A 17,007-nucleotide genomic window follows, 5' to 3' on the forward strand; every position below is an offset into this window, starting at 1 on the left:
TTTTGCGCGCTGAATTTTCGGGCATTGTGCTGTCCTAGGACCGTACTTTCGCGAGAAAGCCGCAGAACAATGAAAAACAGTTGCCTGGCCGGATTGGCAACCTGAGGAGTAAGCACTAGAGTATGCGCGCGCAAAACGGGCTTGGGCCTTTCGCATTTCGTTGTCGCGTTTATTACGAGGACACCGATGCGGGCGGCATCGTGTATTACGTCAATTACCTCAAGTTTATGGAACGGGCTCGAACCGAGCGGCTCCGCGAGCTGGGCTTTGCCCAGTCGGCGCTGGCAGGTGAGGACCTGTTGTTCGTCGTGCATTCCAGCGAAGCGCGTTACCACGCGCCGGCGCGACTGGACGACGAACTGCTGGTAAGCGCCGAGGTAATCGAATTGAACCGTGCCAGCCTGCGTTTCAAGCAGCAGGTCAGTCGGGCTACAGATAATGTGCTGCTCTGCGAAGGGCAGTTTCTGGTGGCCTGTGTGCGCACTGACAGTTTAAAACCCCGGGCCATTCCCGAAGCTCTACGTACGGCCTTTGCCGACGTGAGCGGCGCGGGTACACACTCAAAGCAGGAGATAAAGCGTGGAAGCTAACGTCGTCGACCATTCCTCCATGTGGAGCCTGGTCAGCAATGCCAGTATCGTGGTGCAACTGGTAATGCTGATCCTGGTAGCCGCATCGGTGACCTCATGGATCATGATCTTTCAGCGCAGCAACTTGCTGCGCGCCGGTCGACGTGCCCTGGAGAGCTTCGAGGAGCGTTTCTGGTCGGGCATCGACTTGTCCAAACTCTACCGCCAGGCGGGCAGCAACCCTGACCCGGATTCGGGCGTCGAGCAGATCTTCCGTGCCGGTTTCAAGGAATTCTCCCGTTTGCGCCAGCAGGCTGGCGTCGATCCGGAAGCGGTGATGGAAGGCGTGGCCCGTGCCATGCGCGTCGCCATTTCCCGTGAAGAAGAAAAGCTCGAGCAGAGCCTGCCGTTCCTCGCCACCGTCGGTTCCGTCAGCCCTTACATAGGTCTGTTCGGTACGGTCTGGGGCATCATGAACTCCTTCCGTGGCCTGGCCACTGCCCAGCAAGCGACCCTGGCCACTGTCGCGCCAGGTATCGCCGAAGCACTGATCGCCACCGCGATCGGTCTGTTCGCCGCGATCCCGGCCGTTATCGCTTACAACCGTTTTGCTGCCCGCAGCGAAACCCTGCTGGGCCGTTACTACACCTTCGCCGATGAATTCCAGGCGATCCTGCACCGTAAAGTGCACACCAGCGAAGAATAAGCAGGTAATTTCCAATGGCTTTAATCGCTCGAGCTCGCAAAAAGCGCAAGCCGGTTGCCGAGATGAACGTGGTGCCTTACATCGACGTGATGCTGGTACTGCTGGTCATCTTCATGGTGACCGCGCCGATGCTCAATCAGGGCGTGAAAGTTGATCTGCCCAAGGTTTCCAGCGAAGCCTTGCCGCAGGACAACAACACCCAGGTCCTGACCATTTCGATCAAGGCTGACAAGACCTATTACTGGAACCTTGGCAGCGAAGTCGACACCGAAAAGCAGCAGGACAAGGCCATGACCTTGCCGCAAATGACCAGCGCGGTGACCAAGATCATCAGCGCCGGCAACAGTAACGGCAAGCGTACCCAGGTGTTCATCCGCGGCGACAAGACCGTCGATTACGGTGCCGTCATGGGTGCCATGGGCGGGTTGCAGAAAGCCGGGGTCGGTAATGTTGGCTTGATTACCGAGGCACCCTGATGCAGCAAATGCGAGAGCCGTCCGCCTCGGAAAGCTATTTCTGGCCTAGTGTCTGGGCGCTGGTCTTGCACGTGCTGGTTTTCGGCATGCTGTTCGTCAGTTTTGCCTTCACACCGGAACTGCCGCCGGCCAAGCCGATTGTCCAGGCCACCCTGTACCAGCTGAAATCGAAAAGTCAGGCGACCACCCAGACCAATCAGAAGATTGCGGGTGAGGCGAAGAAATCCGCCGCGCGCCAGACCGAAGTCGAACAGATGGAACAGAAAAAGATCGAGCAGGAAGCGATCAAGGCCGCGGAACAAAAGAAGGAAGACGCCGCTCAAAAAGCCGAAGAATCCAAGAAGGCCGACGAGACGAAGAAAGCGGAAGAGGCAAAAAAGGCTGATGAGGCCAAGAAAGCCGACGAATCCAAGAAAGCCGATGACGCCAAGAAAGCCGATGAAGCGAAGAAGACCGCGGAAGCCAAAAAGGCCGAAGAGAAACAATTGGCTGATATAGCCAAGAAGAAGTCTGAGGAAGAAGCCAAGAAAGCGGCTGAGGAAGAGGCCAAGAAAGCGGCTGCGGAAGCAGCTAAAAAAGCGGCTGCCGAAGAAGCGAAGAAAAAGATCGTCGAAGACGCGAAAAAGAAAGCCGCGGAAGACGCAAAGAAGAAATCCGACGCTGAAGAGGCGAAGAAGAAAGTCGCCGAAGACGCGAAGAAGAAAGCTGCTGCTGCCGATGCTGCGAAGAAAAAGTCGCAGGAAGCGGCACGCAAGTCCGCCGAAGACAAAAAGGCCCAGGCCTTGGCAGATTTGCTTTCCGACACGCCGCAACGTCAGCAGGCCTTGGCGGATGAGCAGGGTGACGAAGTCGCCGGCAGTTTCGATGACCTGATTCGCGCTCGTGCAGCGGAAGGCTGGGCTCGTCCACCTTCGGCGCGCAAAGGCATGACGGTCGTGTTGCAAATTGGCATGTTGCCGGACGGTACCTTGACCTCGGTCAGCGTGGCCAGGTCCAGCGGCGATGGTCCGTTCGACGCTTCGGCGGTTGCAGCGGTCAAGAATATTGGACGTTTGACAGAAATGCAGGGAATGAAACCGAGCGATTTCGCTCCCTATCGTTCATTCAAGATGACATTCACACCTGAGGATCTAGCCTTGTGAGAAACCTTCTTCGAGGAATGCTTGTCGTTATCTGCTGCCTGGCAGGTATGGCGACAGCAGATGAAAAAAACATTCTGGTCACCAGCGGCAGCGATCGGGCCACTCCGATCGCCGTCGTTCCGTTTGGTAACCAGGGCGGCAGCGTGCTGCCGGACGACATGGCCGAAATCATCGGCAACGACCTGCGCAACTCGGGTTACTACTCGCCGATTCCAAAGCAGAACATGATCAGCCAGCCGAGCCAGGCCAGCGAAATCATCTTCCGTGACTTCAAGGCGCTGGGCGCCCAGTACGTCATGGTCGGCAGCGTTGCACCGGCGGGCGGGCGCCTGCAGGTTCAATACGCACTGTTCAACGTCGCCACCGAACAGCAAGTGCTGACCGGCAGCGTCTCGGGCAGCGTCGATCAGCTGCGCGACATGTCGCACTACATCGCCGACCAGTCGTTCGAAAAACTCACCGGTATCAAAGGTGCGTTCTCGACACGTCTGCTGTACGTGACCGCCGAGCGCTTCTCCGAGAAGAACACGCGCTACACCCTGCAACGTTCGGACTATGACGGTGCTCGTGCTGTCACCCTGCTGCAATCGCGCGAGCCGATCCTGTCTCCGCGCTTCGCACCGGATGGCAAGCGCATCGCCTATGTGTCGTTCGAGCAGAAGCGTCCGCGCATTTTCATGCAGAACATCGACACCGGGCGCCGTGAGCAGATCACCAATTTCGAAGGCCTGAATGGCGCACCCGCCTGGTCCCCGGATGGCAATCGCCTGGCGTTCGTGCTGTCCAAGGACGGTAACCCGGACATCTACGTGATGAACCTGGGTTCGCGCCAGATCACCCGTGTCACCAACGGCCCCGGCATCAACACCGAACCGTTCTGGGGCAAGGATGGTTCGACCATCTACTTCACCTCCGACCGTGGCGGCAAGCCACAGATCTACAAAACCAGCGCCGGTGGCGGTGGTGCGGAGCGTGTGACCTTCATTGGTAACTACAATGCCAACCCTAAACTGTCGGCTGACGAAAAGACCCTGGTCATGATCCATCGCCAGGAAGGTTTCACCAATTTCAAGGTGGCGGCCCAGGATTTGCAACGCGGCAGTGTAAAGATACTCACTGATAGCACTCTGGACGAGTCACCTACTGTTGCGCCCAACGGCACCATGGTAATCTACGCCACCCGCCAGCAGGGCCGGGGAGTCTTGATGCTCGTGTCCATTAATGGACGCGTGAGGCTCCCGCTTCCTACCGCACAAGGCGAAGTCAGAGAACCGTCCTGGTCCCCTTACCTGAACTGACGCGGCGCTACACGTTGTACTTAACACATTGGGGTTCATTAGGAGTTTCACGATGGAAATGCTGAAGTTTGGTAAGTTTGCTGCTCTGGCTCTGGCTTTGTCCGTAGCCGTTGGTTGCTCGTCCAAAGGCGGCGACAATGCCGGTGAAGGCGCAGTGGCTGTTGATCCAAACGCTGGTTACGGCGCAAACACCGGTGCCGTTGATGGTTCCCTGAGCGAAGAAGCTGCTCTGCGCGCCATCACCACTTTCTACTTCGAATACGACAGTTCGGACCTGAAGCCAGAAGCCATGCGCGCTCTGGACGTTCACGCCAAAGACCTGAAAGCAAACGGCGCTCGCGTTGTTCTGGAAGGCAACACCGACGAACGTGGTACTCGTGAGTACAACATGGCACTGGGCGAGCGTCGTGCGAAAGCCGTTCAGCGTTACCTGGTACTGCAAGGCGTTTCCCCAGCTCAGCTGGAACTGGTTTCCTACGGCGAAGAGCGTCCAGTTGCTACCGGCAACGACGAGCAGTCCTGGGCTCAAAACCGTCGCGTCGAACTGCGTAAGTAATTCGCCATGCGAACGTGCCGTCGTGCTGTAACTGTCTTGGCTCTCAGCCTCGCGCCGCTTGCGGTGTGGGCTGCGGTTCCTGTGGTCGAGGACAACTCCGGCTATAACAATAGCGGGAGCAGTTATCCGCCTGCAGGTTACGGTACGAACGGCGCCTATGCCGGGGGAGGGGTTTCGGCCCCTGTCTCGGCACAGGGCGAGCTGTTCAACCAACTGCAATCGATGCAGGAGCAGATCTCGCGCCAACAAGGCATCATCGAAGTTCTGCAAAATGATGTAGCGCGCATGAAGCAAGAAAGCCTGGAGCGATATCAGGATCTTGATCGGCGCATAGGATCCGGCGTTGCACCAGCCGCGACTCCTGATAATTCTTCCACCGGTGGCGATTTGAACGCCCCCGGTGCAGCAGCCGGCGCAGGGGCGGGAGCGGCGGCTCAAGCGCCTGCCGCGGGCGGCGAACCGGCGGATCCGGCGAAGGAAAAACTGTACTACGATGCAGCCTTCGACCTGATCAAGGCCAAGGATTTCGACAAGGCCAGCCAGGCGTTTGCCGCATTCCTGCGCAAATACCCGAACAGCCAGTACGCGGGCAACGCCCAGTACTGGTTGGGTGAAGTGAATCTGGCCAAAGGCGATTTGCAAGGCGCAGGCCAGGCATTTGCCAAGGTTTCGCAGTTGTACCCAAAGCACAACAAAGTGCCTGATTCGCTGTACAAGCTCGCTGATGTGGAGCGTCGCCTTGGTCACCCCGACAAGGTCAAAGGCATTCTGCAACAGGTTGTGTCCCAATATCCGGGCACTTCCGCCGCTCAGCTGGCGCAGCGTGATCTGCAAAAAATGTAAGGGCTGCTTGAGCCGTTTTGAAGAAACCCGCGCTTGTCGCGGGTTTTTTCGTTAGAATTCACGCCCTTTTTATGAAACACGCTTTTTGGGATCTGCGCGTTGGCGGGGTTCCTTGAAGTGCCTGACGGAGGCGGACAGCCTGTTTAGCTGTCATGCCCGTGGCGACTATGCAAGACACATTGAGAATCACCGAAGTTTTCTACTCGTTGCAGGGTGAAACGCGGACTGCCGGGCTGCCCACTGTTTTTGTGCGCCTGACCGGTTGCCCATTGCGTTGCCAGTACTGCGACAGCGCCTACGCGTTCAGTGGCGGCACCGTTCGCACCCTCGACGACATCCTCGAGCAAGTGGCCGGTTTTCGCCCACGCTACGTGTGTGTCACCGGTGGCGAGCCGTTGGCGCAACCCAATGCCATCCCTTTGCTCACGCAGCTGTGTGATGCCGGTTACGAAGTGTCGCTGGAAACCAGTGGCGCCCTGGATATCTCGGCGGTAGATTCCCGGGTCAGTCGCGTCGTCGATCTGAAAACCCCGGGTTCGAAAGAAGCACATCGCAACCGCTACGAGAACATCGAACTGCTCACACGCAACGATCAGGTGAAGTTTGTCATCTGTTCCCGGGAGGACTATGACTGGGCCGTGTCCAAGCTGATTCAGTACGGTCTGGATCAGCGCGCCGGCGAAGTCCTGTTCTCGCCAAGCCACCATGACTTGAATGCTCGGGACCTGGCGGACTGGGTGGTGGCGGACAACCTGCCCGTGCGCCTGCAATTGCAGCTGCATAAATATCTTTGGAATGACGAGCCGGGGCGCTGAAATGTCTGAACAACTGAACACCACCGAAAAACGTGCAGTCATCCTGTTGTCCGGCGGCCTGGACTCGGCCACCGTCGTGGCGATGGCTCGTGCTGAAGGCTACAGCTGCTACACCATGAGCTTCGACTACGGTCAGCGCTCCCATGCCGAGCTGTACGCTGCCGAACGTGTCGCTCGTGACCTGGGGGTGGTCGAACACAAGGTGATCGGCCTGAACCTGAACGGTATCGGTGGCTCTGCGCTGACCGACAGCAGCATCGACGTGCCGGAAGTGGCGGGCGAGGGCATCCCGGTAACGTACGTGCCGGCGCGCAACACGGTGTTCCTGTCATTGGCGCTAGGCTGGGCCGAAGTGCTGGGTGCGCGTGACATCTTTATCGGCGTGAACGCCGTCGACTACTCCGGCTACCCGGATTGCCGCCCCGAGTTCATCGAGTCCTTCGAGCGCATGGCCAATCTGGCGACCAAGGCCGGTGTAGAAGGAAACGGATTCCGTATCCAGGCTCCCCTGCAGAACCTGAGCAAGGCACAGATCGTCCAGGCCGGCGTGAAGCTCGGCGTCGATTACGGCCTGACCGTTTCCTGCTATCAGGCCGACGATAACGGCCGTGCATGCGGCAAATGCGATAGCTGCCGCCTGCGTGCAGAAGGCTTCGCGGCGGCCGGAATCAGCGACCCAACCCCTTATTTTTGATTTATTTCAAATTAGGTGTTGAATAGTCCTTAAAAATCAGTATTATACGCGCCACCACACAGCGGGTCGTTAGCTCAGTTGGTAGAGCAGTTGGCTTTTAACCAATTGGTCGTAGGTTCGAATCCCACACGACCCACCATTTTTGTAGCAGTTTTAAAAGTCTGGAAGGCCCACGCAAGTGAGGATTTCCGGATTTTTTTTTGCCCGCGATTTAGTGCTGGCAGGTCTGGAGGATCGGGCTTTAGCCAAGGAAGTAGTGGTTGCCTGGTTTACCTGGTCGCCGCGGTTTTCAATTCCCATGGTTTAAAGCTCAGCCATAACATCACTCCCGGTACCTGCAGCGCAATCATCACACCCAGCGACCACTGATAAGCCTCTACCGGATGGCCGTGCCCAGCTGCTGGCCACAGGTTCAGAATTTCTCCCATCAACCATTGCAAGACAAACGCCAGCACGAATACCAACAGGTTGAACGACGAACTGACTCGCCCGGCCAGTTCAGTCGATACCGACTGAGCCACGATCGCGTAGTTCATGGTGGTGGAGGTACCGAAGAAGCTGAAGCCCATGGCAATCAGCAGCGGCGATACAGGCAGTCCGCTGATCATCAGCGATTGAAACACGATGAAGATCGAAACCCCGACGCCGCACACCATGATCGGTTGCACGCCAAAGCGCCGCAGGTAGTCGGTGATCGAGCCGAAAGCCAGCGAGCCTGCAACCATCGCCACAGTGCCCCAGAGCAGGGTATTGGCCATGCTGGACTCGCTCAAGTGGGCGACATCGCGTAGCCACGGTCCCATCCACAGCGACAGCACCGACATATAGATCGCATGGGCAAATACCGAGTACAACGCCAGCCGCCAGAATACCCATGAGGAGTAAAGCGTTCCCACGGCCTTGGACATTTCGGCGAGCGTGGTGTGTTTGGGTTTATAGGTGCGCGGCACGCTGAGATGAATGACCACGCAGACAAGCAAAGTCAGTAGCGCCAGAATCAAGAATGCTTCACGCCATGAGATCCACTTGAGCAGTTCATGCAACGGCGTGGTGGACGCCATGGCGCCGAGGCCACCTACCGATAACAGGCATGCCGTACTCAGCGGCAGGCGTTCGACAGGCAGCCAGATGGCGCACGCCTTGATCGCACTCATCAGAGAACCGGCAACACCCAGGCCAATCAGGCCGCGACCAATGATCAGGCCCAGTTCCGTATGGGCGAAGCTGAAAATCAGCGAGCCCATCACCGCAAACAACAGCATGGGGGCCTGCACGCTGCGCGGCCCGTAGCGGTCGAGCAGGACGCCCAAGGGAATCTGCGCCGCGGCGAAAGTCAGAAAATACACACCCGTCAGCAGGCCCAGGCTGCTGGCGGGCAGGTGCAGTTCCCGTTCCAGATCCACATAGATCAAGGCATTGACCGTACGAAACAGGTAGGACACAAAATGCCCGAGGCCAAAGGGGATGAATATGGTCAGAAACAGGTACAAAAACGTGTGTTTGACTTCCTGGTCGGCCTTGGAGCAAGAGCCTGTATTCTCATTGCTCATGTCGAAGGCGCCTCGCGTGTGGAAAAGGGGGAATGGCACATTTCACCATTCATTTTCTGCGCGCGATACGTGTCTGGTGTCTGTTTATTTTGTAGGAGGTTTCCCAGGGTAGTAAGTCAGTGCACCCGTCGGCCCACGCAAGTGAGGATTTGCGGATTTTTTTTGTCTGCGATTTGAGTTCGGCTCGGTCCTGGGCTGCTGCTCATCACACAGGTCAAAATCATCTTTTGCATCAATGGGATATTCTGTAGCCTTGCGCAGCTTCAACGTTGTCCATGCCTGATGACACTCACTCTCCCGGCGGTACCCTGAAGGGTCCGGAGCCGGGTGTATACTCGACTTTCGCGCGAAAGCGCCTGCAGGTCTTGCGAACATGACGCAGATTTCCGAACGCCTACTGGTTCAAGCCCACCTCGATGCCAAACAGCCCAAACCGCTGACGGCTGAAGAAGAGGCCTACTATCGCGCCGCCATTGCTGCCGAGCTCAAGGCTCAGGATGCGGTGCTGGTTGCGCATTTCTATTGCGATCCGGTGATTCAAGCCCTGGCCGAAGAAACCGGTGGCTGCGTCTCCGACTCGCTGGAGATGGCCCGCTTCGGCAATGCTCATCCGGCCAAGACCGTGGTCGTCGCCGGTGTGAAGTTCATGGGGGAGACGGCCAAGATCCTCAATCCTGAAAAGCGCGTGCTGATGCCGACCCTGGAAGCCACCTGCTCCCTGGACCTGGGTTGCCCGGTGGACGAGTTTTCGGCCTTCTGCGATCAGCACCCGGAACGCACGGTGGTGGTGTATGCCAACACCTCGGCGGCGGTCAAGGCGCGGGCGGACTGGGTGGTGACGTCCAGTTGCGCGCTGGAGATCGTCGAGAGCCTGATGGATAACGGCGAAACCATCATCTGGGGCCCGGACAAGCATCTGGGTACCTACATCCAGCGCCAGACCGGTGCGGACATGTTGCTGTGGGACGGTGCCTGCATCGTTCACGAAGAGTTCAAGTCCAAGCAGCTCGAAGACATGAAGGCGCTGTATCCGGACGCTGCGATCCTGGTGCATCCGGAATCGCCGACCGCGGTGATCGAACTGGCAGATGCCGTCGGTTCCACCAGTCAGCTGATCGCGGCGGCGCAAAGCCTGCCGAACAAGACGCTCATCGTCGCCACCGATCGCGGCATCTTCTACAAGATGCAGCAGTTGTGCCCGGACAAGGTCTTCATTGAAGCGCCAACGGCCGGTAACGGCGCAGCGTGCCGCAGTTGTGCACATTGCCCCTGGATGGCGATGAATACCCTTGAGCGCACGCTGAAGAGCTTGAAGGAGGGGACGAACGAGATCTTTGTCGATCCGGCGTTGATTCCGCAGGCGATTCGGCCGTTGAAGCGGATGCTCGACTTTACCCAGGCTGCGCGGATGAAGTTGGCTGGTAACGCCTGAGATCTGTCAGGCTGTTCGCAAAACCTGTGGGAGCGGGCTTGCTCGCGAAAGCGGTGTGTCAGACAACGTCAAAGTCGACTGATACACCGCTTTCGCGAGCAAGCCCGCTCCCACAGTGATTTTCGATGGCTGAATTATTTGGTCTTCTTCGGGATACGAACCAGCTGCGTGTCGGAATACATGTCATGCCAGCTGCGCTTGCGCTTGTCGAACAGCGACCAGAAGAATCCCAGCCCGACGCATAACAAGGATGCGATCGACACCACAAAGCGCAACAGCGCCTGCCACAGGCTGATGGAGGTGCCGTCGGCGTTTTGTACGCGGATGCCCCAGACCTGCATGCCCAGGGTCTGACCGGACCAGGTCCAGAACTTGGCGAAGAAGCCGAACAGCACGAACAGCAGCACCGTCGACAGCAACGGGTCACCGTCCAGTGCGCCCGCTTCGGTCAGGGCGCGCATTCTGTCCTCGCCGATGACCGACATCTGAATGATCTTGTAAATGCCGCTGGTGACGATAAGCAAGGCGGTACACAGAAGGAAATCATAGAACATCGCTGCCAGGCGACGTCCCAGGCCTGCGGCGGGAAACTCGCCCTGGGGTTTGAGCAGGTGTTTCGACATGGCAGGGCTCTCGGGGAAAAAAGAAGCCATTTTACGGATTTGTGCGCACAAAAAAGCCCCTGATGTCACCATCAGGGGCTTTTTCGTAACAGAAGGTTAGGCTTCTGCCTGTACCTCGTCAGCCTGCATGCCTTTCTGGCCTTGCACAGCGACGAAAGTCACTTTCTGGCCTTCTTTCAGGCTCTTGAAGCCGTTGCCCTGGATGGCGCGGAAATGCACGAACAGATCCGGACCGCTTTCAGGAGTGATAAAACCAAAACCTTTCTCGTCGTTAAACCACTTGACGGTACCGCTCTGACGTTGGGACATTTCTTATTTCCTTGACGCAAAAATTAATGACAGTCTCCTTCTCATGAAAGAGTACTGGGGCTGGTTGCAGGAGAGTAAGAAGACGTCGAACGGGATGTAGCTAACTTGTAGGCTACTGCCCAGGTCACGATTCCAAGCGACCCATGCAAACACAGTGAACAAACTCTACGCCAACTACGGGAGAAAAAACAAGCCCTGTGAAGGCCCGGATTTACTAGGGCCGACGCGTATGGGTCGCAACTAGTGCTGGCTTATGCGTTAGAGGGGTTCAGTTGTTTTCAATCGTTATAAGGAAAGTTCATAAACGAAGCTTAAAGCTGCGTGTGCACTGTTTTATGGCGATTGCGTTACACATTAGTGCAGTGTTAACGCAATCGCGTTACTTATAGAAACAGTCAATCAGCCGCGGTAGTAGCGTTGTGGAACAAATGGCATTTTGCTTACAAGCAAAGGTACCTTTTTCCCACGCACAATCGCCCATACCGGCGTATCGAGGGCGGTGTAAGCCTTGTCGAGGTAACCCATGGCCAGCGGGCCACCCAGGGTTGGACCGAAACCGCCGCTGCAAACGGCGCCAATGGTGTCACCCGCCTCGTTGACGATCTCTGCGCCTTCGCGCACGGGCGTGCGTTCCTGGGGTAACAGGCCAACGCGTTTGCGGCTGACACCGGCTTGCTGTTGAGCGAACACGGTTTCAGCGCCAGGGAACCCACCGGCCCGCGCGCCATCGGCACGCCGTGGTTTGGAGATCGCCCACAGCAGGCTCGCCTCGATCGGGGAGGTCTCGGTGTTCATGTCGTGGCCGTAGAGGCACAGGCCGGCCTCCAGGCGCAGGGAATCGCGGGCGCCAAGGCCGATGGCGGCCACTTCGGGTTCGGCCAACAGGGCGCGAGCCAGGGTTTCGGCGTTGGCGGCCGGTACGGAAATTTCGAACCCGTCTTCACCGGTGTAGCCCGAACGGCTGACAAAGCAATCCACTCCCAGCAGTTTTACGCGGGCGAACTGCATGAAGGTCATTTTCGCAACTTCAGGGGCCAGGCGTGCGAGCACGGTAACAGCAGCCGGGCCTTGCAGTGCGAGCAGGGCACGCTCTTCGAACAACGGCTCGATCGTGCACTGGTCGCCGATGTGCTGTCGCAGATGCGCCAGGTCCTGATCCTTGCAGGCGGCGTTGACCACCAGGAACAGCTCGTCGTCACCCAGGTTGGCGACCATCAGGTCGTCGAGAATGCCCCCGGTCTCGTTGGTAAACATTGCGTAACGCTGCATGCCCACCGGCAGGTCGATGATGTCCACCGGCACCAGTGTTTCCAGGGCTTTGGCGGCATTGGCGCCGGTCAGGCGGATCTGGCCCATGTGCGAGACATCGAACAACCCGGCCTGCTCACGGGTGTGCTGGTGTTCTTTCATCACGCCCAGTGGATATTGCACCGGCATGTCATAGCCGGCGAACGGCACCATGCGCGCGCCGAGTTCGATGTGCAATGCGTGCAGCGGAGTTTTCTGCAATTGTTCGGTGGACATATTCAGTTCCTGAAAAAGTGTGCGGATGCGCGTGAGCGTCAGCACTCGATAATGTTGACCGCCAAACCGCCACGGGCGGTTTCCTTGTATTTGCTTTTCATGTCGGCGCCGGTCTGGCGCATGGTGCGGATGACCTTGTCGAGGGAGACGAAGTGCTGGCCGTCGCCGCGCAGGGCCATGCGTACCGCATTGATGGCCTTGACCGAACCCATGGCATTGCGCTCGATGCAGGGGACTTGCACCAGGCCGCCAATCGGGTCGCAGGTCAGGCCGAGGTTGTGCTCCATGCCGATTTCGGCAGCGTTTTCCACCTGCTGCACGGTACCGCCGAGCACTTCGCACAAGGCGCCGGCCGCCATCGAGCACGCGACGCCGACCTCACCCTGACAACCAACTTCGGCTCCGGAGATCGAGGCGTTTTCCTTGTACAATATGCCGATGGCGGCGGCGGTCAGCAGAAAGCGCACGACGCCGTCGTCATTCGCGCCGGGAATGAAGCGCATGTAGTAATGCAACACGGCCGGGATGATCCCCGCCGCGCCGTTGGTGGGCGCAGTGACCACGCGCCCGCCGTTGGCGTTCTCCTCGTTGACCGCCAAGGCGTACAGGTTGACCCAGTCCAGCACCGACAGCGGATCGCGCAGTGAGGATTCCGGGTTTTTGCACAGCTGCCGATGCAGTGCCGCCGCGCGACGCTTGACCTTCAACCCGCCGGGCAGAATGCCTTCGTTGCGGCAACCGGCGTCGACGCAGTCCTGCATCACTTGCCAGATCTTCAGCAGGCCGGCGCGGGTTTCCGCTTCCGGGCGCCAGGCACTTTCGTTGGTCAGCATCACCTGGCTGATGGACAGGCCGTAGGTGGTGCAATGACTGAGCAAGTCCTTGGCACTTTTGAACGGGAAGGTCAGCTTTGTTGCGTCTTCGACGATGCGGTCGGCGCCGGCGGCGTCTTCATCGACCACAAAACCACCACCGACCGAGTAGTACTCGCGGCTGCGGATCTGCAGGCCGGCGGCGTCGAATGCGCGAAAGATCATGCCATTGGGGTGATAGGGCAACGGTTTGCGAATCATTGCCAGGTGTTCTTTCTCGTTGAACGCAATGCTGTGTTCACCGAGCAGGTTCAAGCGACCGTTGCCGCGAATCTCTTGCAGGCGGGCGGCGACGGTTTCGGTATTCACGGTGTCCGGGTGTTCACCTTCGAGGCCGAGCAACACCGCCTTGTCGCTGCCGTGCCCCTTGCCGGTGGCGCCGAGCGAGCCGTAGAGCTCGACTTTGACGCAGTTGGTGGCGGCGAGCAGCCTTTCACGGCGCAACCCTTCGGCGAAACGCGCGGCTGCGCGCATCGGGCCGACGGTGTGGGAACTGGAGGGGCCGATGCCAATCTTGAACAGGTCGAACACGCTTAACGACATGAGTTGTTCTCCGGTTTCCTTGTTATAGAGGGTCAGCATCAACCTTGAGTGAAACTCGATTTTGTAGGCGCTGGCTTGTCAGCGAAGGCGGTGTGTCAGGCAACATTTGTGTCGGCTGATATTCCGTCTTCGCTGGCAAGCCAGCGCCTACAGGGGATATGCGGTGTACTTGAGTGGGGCGGATTGCCGCCCCACACAGGTTTAAGCGTAGCTTTCGATCGACGGGCAGGCGCAAACCAGGTTGCGATCACCAAACACATTGTCGACCCGGCCGACCGGTGGCCAGTACTTGCCTTCGATCAGCGACGCGACCGGGTATACCGCTTGCTCGCGGCTGTACGGGTGCGTCCACTCGCCCACCAGCTCCGCCGCGGTGTGCGGGGCGTTTTTCAGCGGGTTGTCGTCTTTGTCCAGGGTGCCGTTTTCCACCGCGCGGATTTCTTCGCGGATGCGGATCATGGCGTCGCAGAAGCGGTCCAGTTCTTCCCTGGATTCGCTTTCGGTCGGCTCGATCATCAGCGTGCCGGCGACCGGGAAGGACATGGTCGGGGCATGGAAGCCGAAGTCGATCAGGCGCTTGGCGACGTCATCGACGCTGATGCCGCTGCTGTCTTTCAACGGACGCAGGTCGAGGATACATTCGTGCGCCACCAGACCGTTGCTGCCGGTGTACAGCACAGGGTAGTGCTCTTCCAGGCGACGGGAAATGTAGTTGGCATTGAGGATCGCCAGTTGCGAAGCACGCTTGAGGCCAGCGCCGCCCATCATCCGGATGTACATCCAGGTGATCGGCAGAATGCTCGCGCTGCCGAACGGGGCGGCGCAGACCGCGCCTTCCTTGCGTTCCATCTGGGCGTGGCCCGGCAGGAACGGGGTCAGGTGCGACTTGACGCCGATCGGGCCGACGCCCGGGCCGCCACCGCCATGGGGGATGCAGAAGGTCTTGTGCAGGTTCAGGTGCGACACGTCGCCGCCGAACTTGCCCGGTGCGCAGAGGCCGACCATGGCGTTCATGTTGGCGCCGTCGATGTACACCTGGCCACCGTGGTCGTGAATGATGCCGCAGATTTCACGGATGCCTTCTTCGAACACGCCGTGGGTCGAAGGATAGGTGATCATCAACGCCGCGAGATGCTCGCGGTGCTCGATGGCCTTGGCCCGCAGGTCTTCGATGTCGACGTTACCGCGGGCATCGCAGGCGGTCACGACCACACGCATGCCGGCCATGTTGGCGGTGGCCGGGTTGGTGCCGTGGGCGGACGACGGGATCAGGCAGATGTCGCGACGGTCTTCGCCACGGCTCTGATGGTAGGCACGGATCGCCAGCAGGCCAGCGTATTCCCCTTGGGAACCGGCGTTCGGTTGCAGCGAGATCGAGTCGTAACCGGTGGCGGCGCAGAGCATCGCTTCCAGCTCGTCAGTCAGTTGCTGATAGCCAGCGCTTTGCCCAGCCGGAGCGAACGGGTGCAGGGCGCCGAATTCGGCCCAGGTCACCGGGATCATTTCGCTGGCGGCGTTGAGTTTCATGGTGCACGAACCCAGCGGGATCATGGTGCGATCCAGGGCCAGGTCCTTGTCGGCGAGCTTGCGCAGGTAGCGCATCAGCTCGGTTTCGGAGTGATAACGGTTGAACACCGGATGGCTGAGAATCGGCGACTGGCGAACCAGGGCCGCCGGGAGGGTGCTTTGTACGGAGGCGGCGAGGGCGGCGAAGTCCGGCAGCGCTTTGCCGTCAGCCAGCATGGCCCAAAGGGTTTCCACATCAGCCTGGCTGGTGGTTTCGTCGAGGGACAGGCCCAGACGTTCGCCATCGATTACTCGCAGATTGATCTGCTGCGCACGCGCCTGGTCGTGCAGTTTTGCGGTGTTGGCGCCGGTATTCAGCGTCAGGGTGTCGAAGAAGCTGGCTTGCTCGACGCTCAGGCCCAATGCGCTCAAGCCTTGGGCAAGAATCGCAGTCAGGTGATGCACGCGCTTGGCGATCTGGGTCAGGCCTTTCGAGCCGTGGTACACGGCGTACATGCTGGCGATGTTGGCCAGCAGCACCTGGGCGGTGCAGATGTTGCTGGTGGCTTTCTCGCGGCGGATATGTTGCTCGCGGGTTTGCATGGCCAGGCGCAGGGCCGGCTTGCCGAAGCGGTCCACGGAGACGCCGACCAGACGGCCCGGCATGTCGCGCTTGAACGCATCCTTGGTGGAGAAGTACGCCGCGTGCGGGCCACCGAAACCCAGTGGCACGCCAAAGCGTTGCGCACTGCCGATGGCCACGTCGGCACCGAATTCGCCAGGCGGGGTCAGCAGGGTCAGGGCCAGCAGGTCCGCGGCGACCGCGACCAAGGCGTTGGCCGCGTGGAAGCGCTCGGTCAGTTCGCGGTAGTCGAACACATCGCCGTTGCTCGCCGGGTATTGCAGCAGGGCGCCGAAAAACGGCGTCACGTCAGTCAGTTGTTGCTCGTCGCCGACCACCACGTCTATGCCCAGCGGCTCGGCACGGGTGCGCAGCACGTCGAGGGTTTGCGGGTGGCAATGCACGGAGGCGAAGAACGCGTGGCTGCCCTTGTTCTTGCTCAGGCGTTTGCAGAAGGTCATGGCTTCGGCGGCGGCGGTGGCTTCGTCGAGCAGCGAGGCGTTAGCGATGGGCAGGCCGGTCAGGTCGCTGATCAGCGTCTGGAAGTTCAGCAGCGCTTCGAGACGGCCTTGGGAAATTTCCGGTTGGTACGGGGTGTAGGCGGTGTACCAGGCCGGGTTTTCCAGCAGGTTGCGCAGGATCGGCGACGGCGTGTGAGTGCCGTAGTAGCCCTGGCCGATGTAGGTCTTGAACAGCTGGTTCTTGCCAGCGATGGATTTGATCAAGGCCAGGGCATCGGCTTCGCTCAAGCCGTCGTCCATGCCGAGCACGCTGGTGCCTTTGATGCTTTCTGGAATCACGCTGGCGCTCAGGGCTTCGAGAGAATCGAAACCGAGGCTGTTGAGCATGGCTTGCTCGTCGCCTGCGCGCGGGCCGATGTGGCGGGCGACGAATTCGTTGGCGGTCGTAAGGTTTACTTGAGTCATG

General features: G+C 59.2%; 16 protein-coding genes and 1 tRNA gene. 11 read left to right on the forward strand and 6 right to left on the reverse strand.

Annotated features, from left to right (window positions below):
* Positions 1-122: 122 nt before the first annotated feature.
* From ybgC to J2W17_RS08160, 10 genes are all read left to right on the forward strand, one after another.
* A complete protein-coding gene (gene ybgC, locus J2W17_RS08115; RefSeq protein WP_307331962.1) occupies positions 123-590 on the forward strand; it encodes a tol-pal system-associated acyl-CoA thioesterase in 468 nt (155 codons plus the stop codon).
* Positions 580-1,275, forward strand: a complete 696-nt coding sequence (tolQ, locus tag J2W17_RS08120) for a protein TolQ (protein WP_052964284.1) — start codon at positions 580-582, stop codon at positions 1,273-1,275. Before ybgC ends, tolQ begins: the two co-directional genes overlap by 11 nt.
* Positions 1,276-1,298: 23 nt before the next feature.
* On the forward strand, positions 1,299-1,751 hold the full coding sequence (tolR, locus tag J2W17_RS08125) for a protein TolR (RefSeq protein ID WP_162493657.1): 453 nt from the start codon (positions 1,299-1,301) through the stop codon (positions 1,749-1,751).
* The gene (gene tolA / locus J2W17_RS08130; protein WP_307331968.1) at positions 1,751-2,893 is read left to right on the forward strand and encodes a cell envelope integrity protein TolA; all 1,143 of its coding nucleotides are present in this window, start codon (positions 1,751-1,753) and stop codon (positions 2,891-2,893) included. The genes tolR and tolA overlap by 1 nt, the downstream gene beginning before the upstream one ends.
* A gap of 47 nt (positions 2,894-2,940) precedes the next feature.
* A complete protein-coding gene (tolB, locus tag J2W17_RS08135; RefSeq protein WP_371916822.1) occupies positions 2,941-4,191 on the forward strand; it encodes a Tol-Pal system beta propeller repeat protein TolB in 1,251 nt (416 codons plus the stop codon).
* A gap of 52 nt (positions 4,192-4,243) precedes the next feature.
* Positions 4,244-4,747, forward strand: coding sequence for a peptidoglycan-associated lipoprotein Pal (gene pal / locus J2W17_RS08140; protein WP_064679382.1), 504 nt, complete (start codon positions 4,244-4,246; stop codon positions 4,745-4,747).
* Between the two features lie 6 nt (positions 4,748-4,753).
* Positions 4,754-5,590 (forward strand): tol-pal system protein YbgF, encoded by an 837-nt coding sequence (ybgF, locus tag J2W17_RS08145; protein WP_307331975.1) that lies wholly within the window; start codon positions 4,754-4,756, stop codon positions 5,588-5,590.
* 167 nt (positions 5,591-5,757) lie between these two features.
* A complete protein-coding gene (gene queE / locus J2W17_RS08150) occupies positions 5,758-6,405 on the forward strand; it encodes a 7-carboxy-7-deazaguanine synthase QueE (protein ID WP_307331979.1) in 648 nt (215 codons plus the stop codon).
* A 1-nt stretch (position 6,406) separates the two neighbouring features.
* A complete protein-coding gene (queC, locus tag J2W17_RS08155) occupies positions 6,407-7,099 on the forward strand; it encodes a 7-cyano-7-deazaguanine synthase QueC (protein WP_307331982.1) in 693 nt (230 codons plus the stop codon).
* Positions 7,100-7,162: 63 nt separating this feature from the next.
* Positions 7,163-7,238 (forward strand) — tRNA-Lys (locus tag J2W17_RS08160).
* Between the two features lie 130 nt (positions 7,239-7,368).
* On the opposite strand, the gene J2W17_RS08165 is transcribed toward J2W17_RS08160, so the two are convergent.
* On the reverse strand, positions 7,369-8,649 hold the full coding sequence (locus J2W17_RS08165; protein WP_307331985.1) for an MFS transporter: 1,281 nt from the start codon (positions 8,647-8,649) through the stop codon (positions 7,369-7,371).
* Positions 8,650-9,022: 373 nt separating this feature from the next.
* Here J2W17_RS08165 and nadA point away from each other — a divergent pair, with 373 nt between their 5' ends.
* A complete protein-coding gene (gene nadA / locus J2W17_RS08170) occupies positions 9,023-10,081 on the forward strand; it encodes a quinolinate synthase NadA (RefSeq protein ID WP_007949416.1) in 1,059 nt (352 codons plus the stop codon).
* Between the two features lie 134 nt (positions 10,082-10,215).
* Here nadA and J2W17_RS08175 read toward each other — a convergent pair whose 3' ends face one another.
* From J2W17_RS08175 to gcvP, 5 genes are all read right to left on the reverse strand, one after another.
* Complete coding sequence (locus J2W17_RS08175; protein ID WP_307331990.1) at positions 10,216-10,704, reverse strand: RDD family protein; 489 nt, start codon at positions 10,702-10,704, stop codon at positions 10,216-10,218.
* 96 nt (positions 10,705-10,800) lie between these two features.
* Entirely contained in the window at positions 10,801-11,013 is a 213-nt protein-coding gene (locus tag J2W17_RS08180) for a cold-shock protein (RefSeq protein ID WP_003175786.1), read from the reverse strand.
* A gap of 399 nt (positions 11,014-11,412) precedes the next feature.
* On the reverse strand, positions 11,413-12,537 hold the full coding sequence (gene gcvT, locus J2W17_RS08185) for a glycine cleavage system aminomethyltransferase GcvT (RefSeq protein WP_307331994.1): 1,125 nt from the start codon (positions 12,535-12,537) through the stop codon (positions 11,413-11,415).
* Between the two features lie 38 nt (positions 12,538-12,575).
* Positions 12,576-13,952: an L-serine ammonia-lyase gene (locus J2W17_RS08190; RefSeq protein WP_307331998.1), complete on the reverse strand. Its 1,377-nt coding sequence runs from the start codon at positions 13,950-13,952 to the stop codon at positions 12,576-12,578.
* Positions 13,953-14,153: 201 nt separating this feature from the next.
* Positions 14,154-17,006 (reverse strand): aminomethyl-transferring glycine dehydrogenase, encoded by a 2,853-nt coding sequence (gene gcvP, locus J2W17_RS08195; RefSeq protein WP_307332002.1) that lies wholly within the window; start codon positions 17,004-17,006, stop codon positions 14,154-14,156.
* Between the last annotated feature and the right edge of the window lies 1 nt (position 17,007).

The organism is Pseudomonas lini (assembly GCF_030812475.1).
Taxonomy (GTDB): domain Bacteria; phylum Pseudomonadota; class Gammaproteobacteria; order Pseudomonadales; family Pseudomonadaceae; genus Aquipseudomonas; species Aquipseudomonas lini_A.

Coding starts and splice junctions, on each gene's coding strand:
- ybgC (WP_307331962.1), top strand. CDS start 123: ATGCGCGCGCAAAACGGGCTTGGGCCTTTCGCATTTCGTTGTCGCGTT.
- tolA (WP_307331968.1), top strand. CDS start 1,751: ATGCAGCAAATGCGAGAGCCGTCCGCCTCGGAAAGCTATTTCTGGCCT.
- tolB (WP_371916822.1), top strand. CDS start 2,941: ATGGCGACAGCAGATGAAAAAAACATTCTGGTCACCAGCGGCAGCGAT.
- pal (WP_064679382.1), top strand. CDS start 4,244: ATGGAAATGCTGAAGTTTGGTAAGTTTGCTGCTCTGGCTCTGGCTTTG.
- ybgF (WP_307331975.1), top strand. CDS start 4,754: ATGCGAACGTGCCGTCGTGCTGTAACTGTCTTGGCTCTCAGCCTCGCG.
- queE (WP_307331979.1), top strand. CDS start 5,758: ATGCAAGACACATTGAGAATCACCGAAGTTTTCTACTCGTTGCAGGGT.
- queC (WP_307331982.1), top strand. CDS start 6,407: ATGTCTGAACAACTGAACACCACCGAAAAACGTGCAGTCATCCTGTTG.
- J2W17_RS08165 (WP_307331985.1), bottom strand. CDS start 8,649: ATGAGCAATGAGAATACAGGCTCTTGCTCCAAGGCCGACCAGGAAGTC.
- nadA (WP_007949416.1), top strand. CDS start 9,023: ATGACGCAGATTTCCGAACGCCTACTGGTTCAAGCCCACCTCGATGCC.
- J2W17_RS08175 (WP_307331990.1), bottom strand. CDS start 10,704: ATGTCGAAACACCTGCTCAAACCCCAGGGCGAGTTTCCCGCCGCAGGC.
- J2W17_RS08180 (WP_003175786.1), bottom strand. CDS start 11,013: ATGTCCCAACGTCAGAGCGGTACCGTCAAGTGGTTTAACGACGAGAAA.
- gcvT (WP_307331994.1), bottom strand. CDS start 12,537: ATGTCCACCGAACAATTGCAGAAAACTCCGCTGCACGCATTGCACATC.
- J2W17_RS08190 (WP_307331998.1), bottom strand. CDS start 13,952: ATGTCGTTAAGCGTGTTCGACCTGTTCAAGATTGGCATCGGCCCCTCC.
- gcvP (WP_307332002.1), bottom strand. CDS start 17,006: ATGACTCAAGTAAACCTTACGACCGCCAACGAATTCGTCGCCCGCCAC.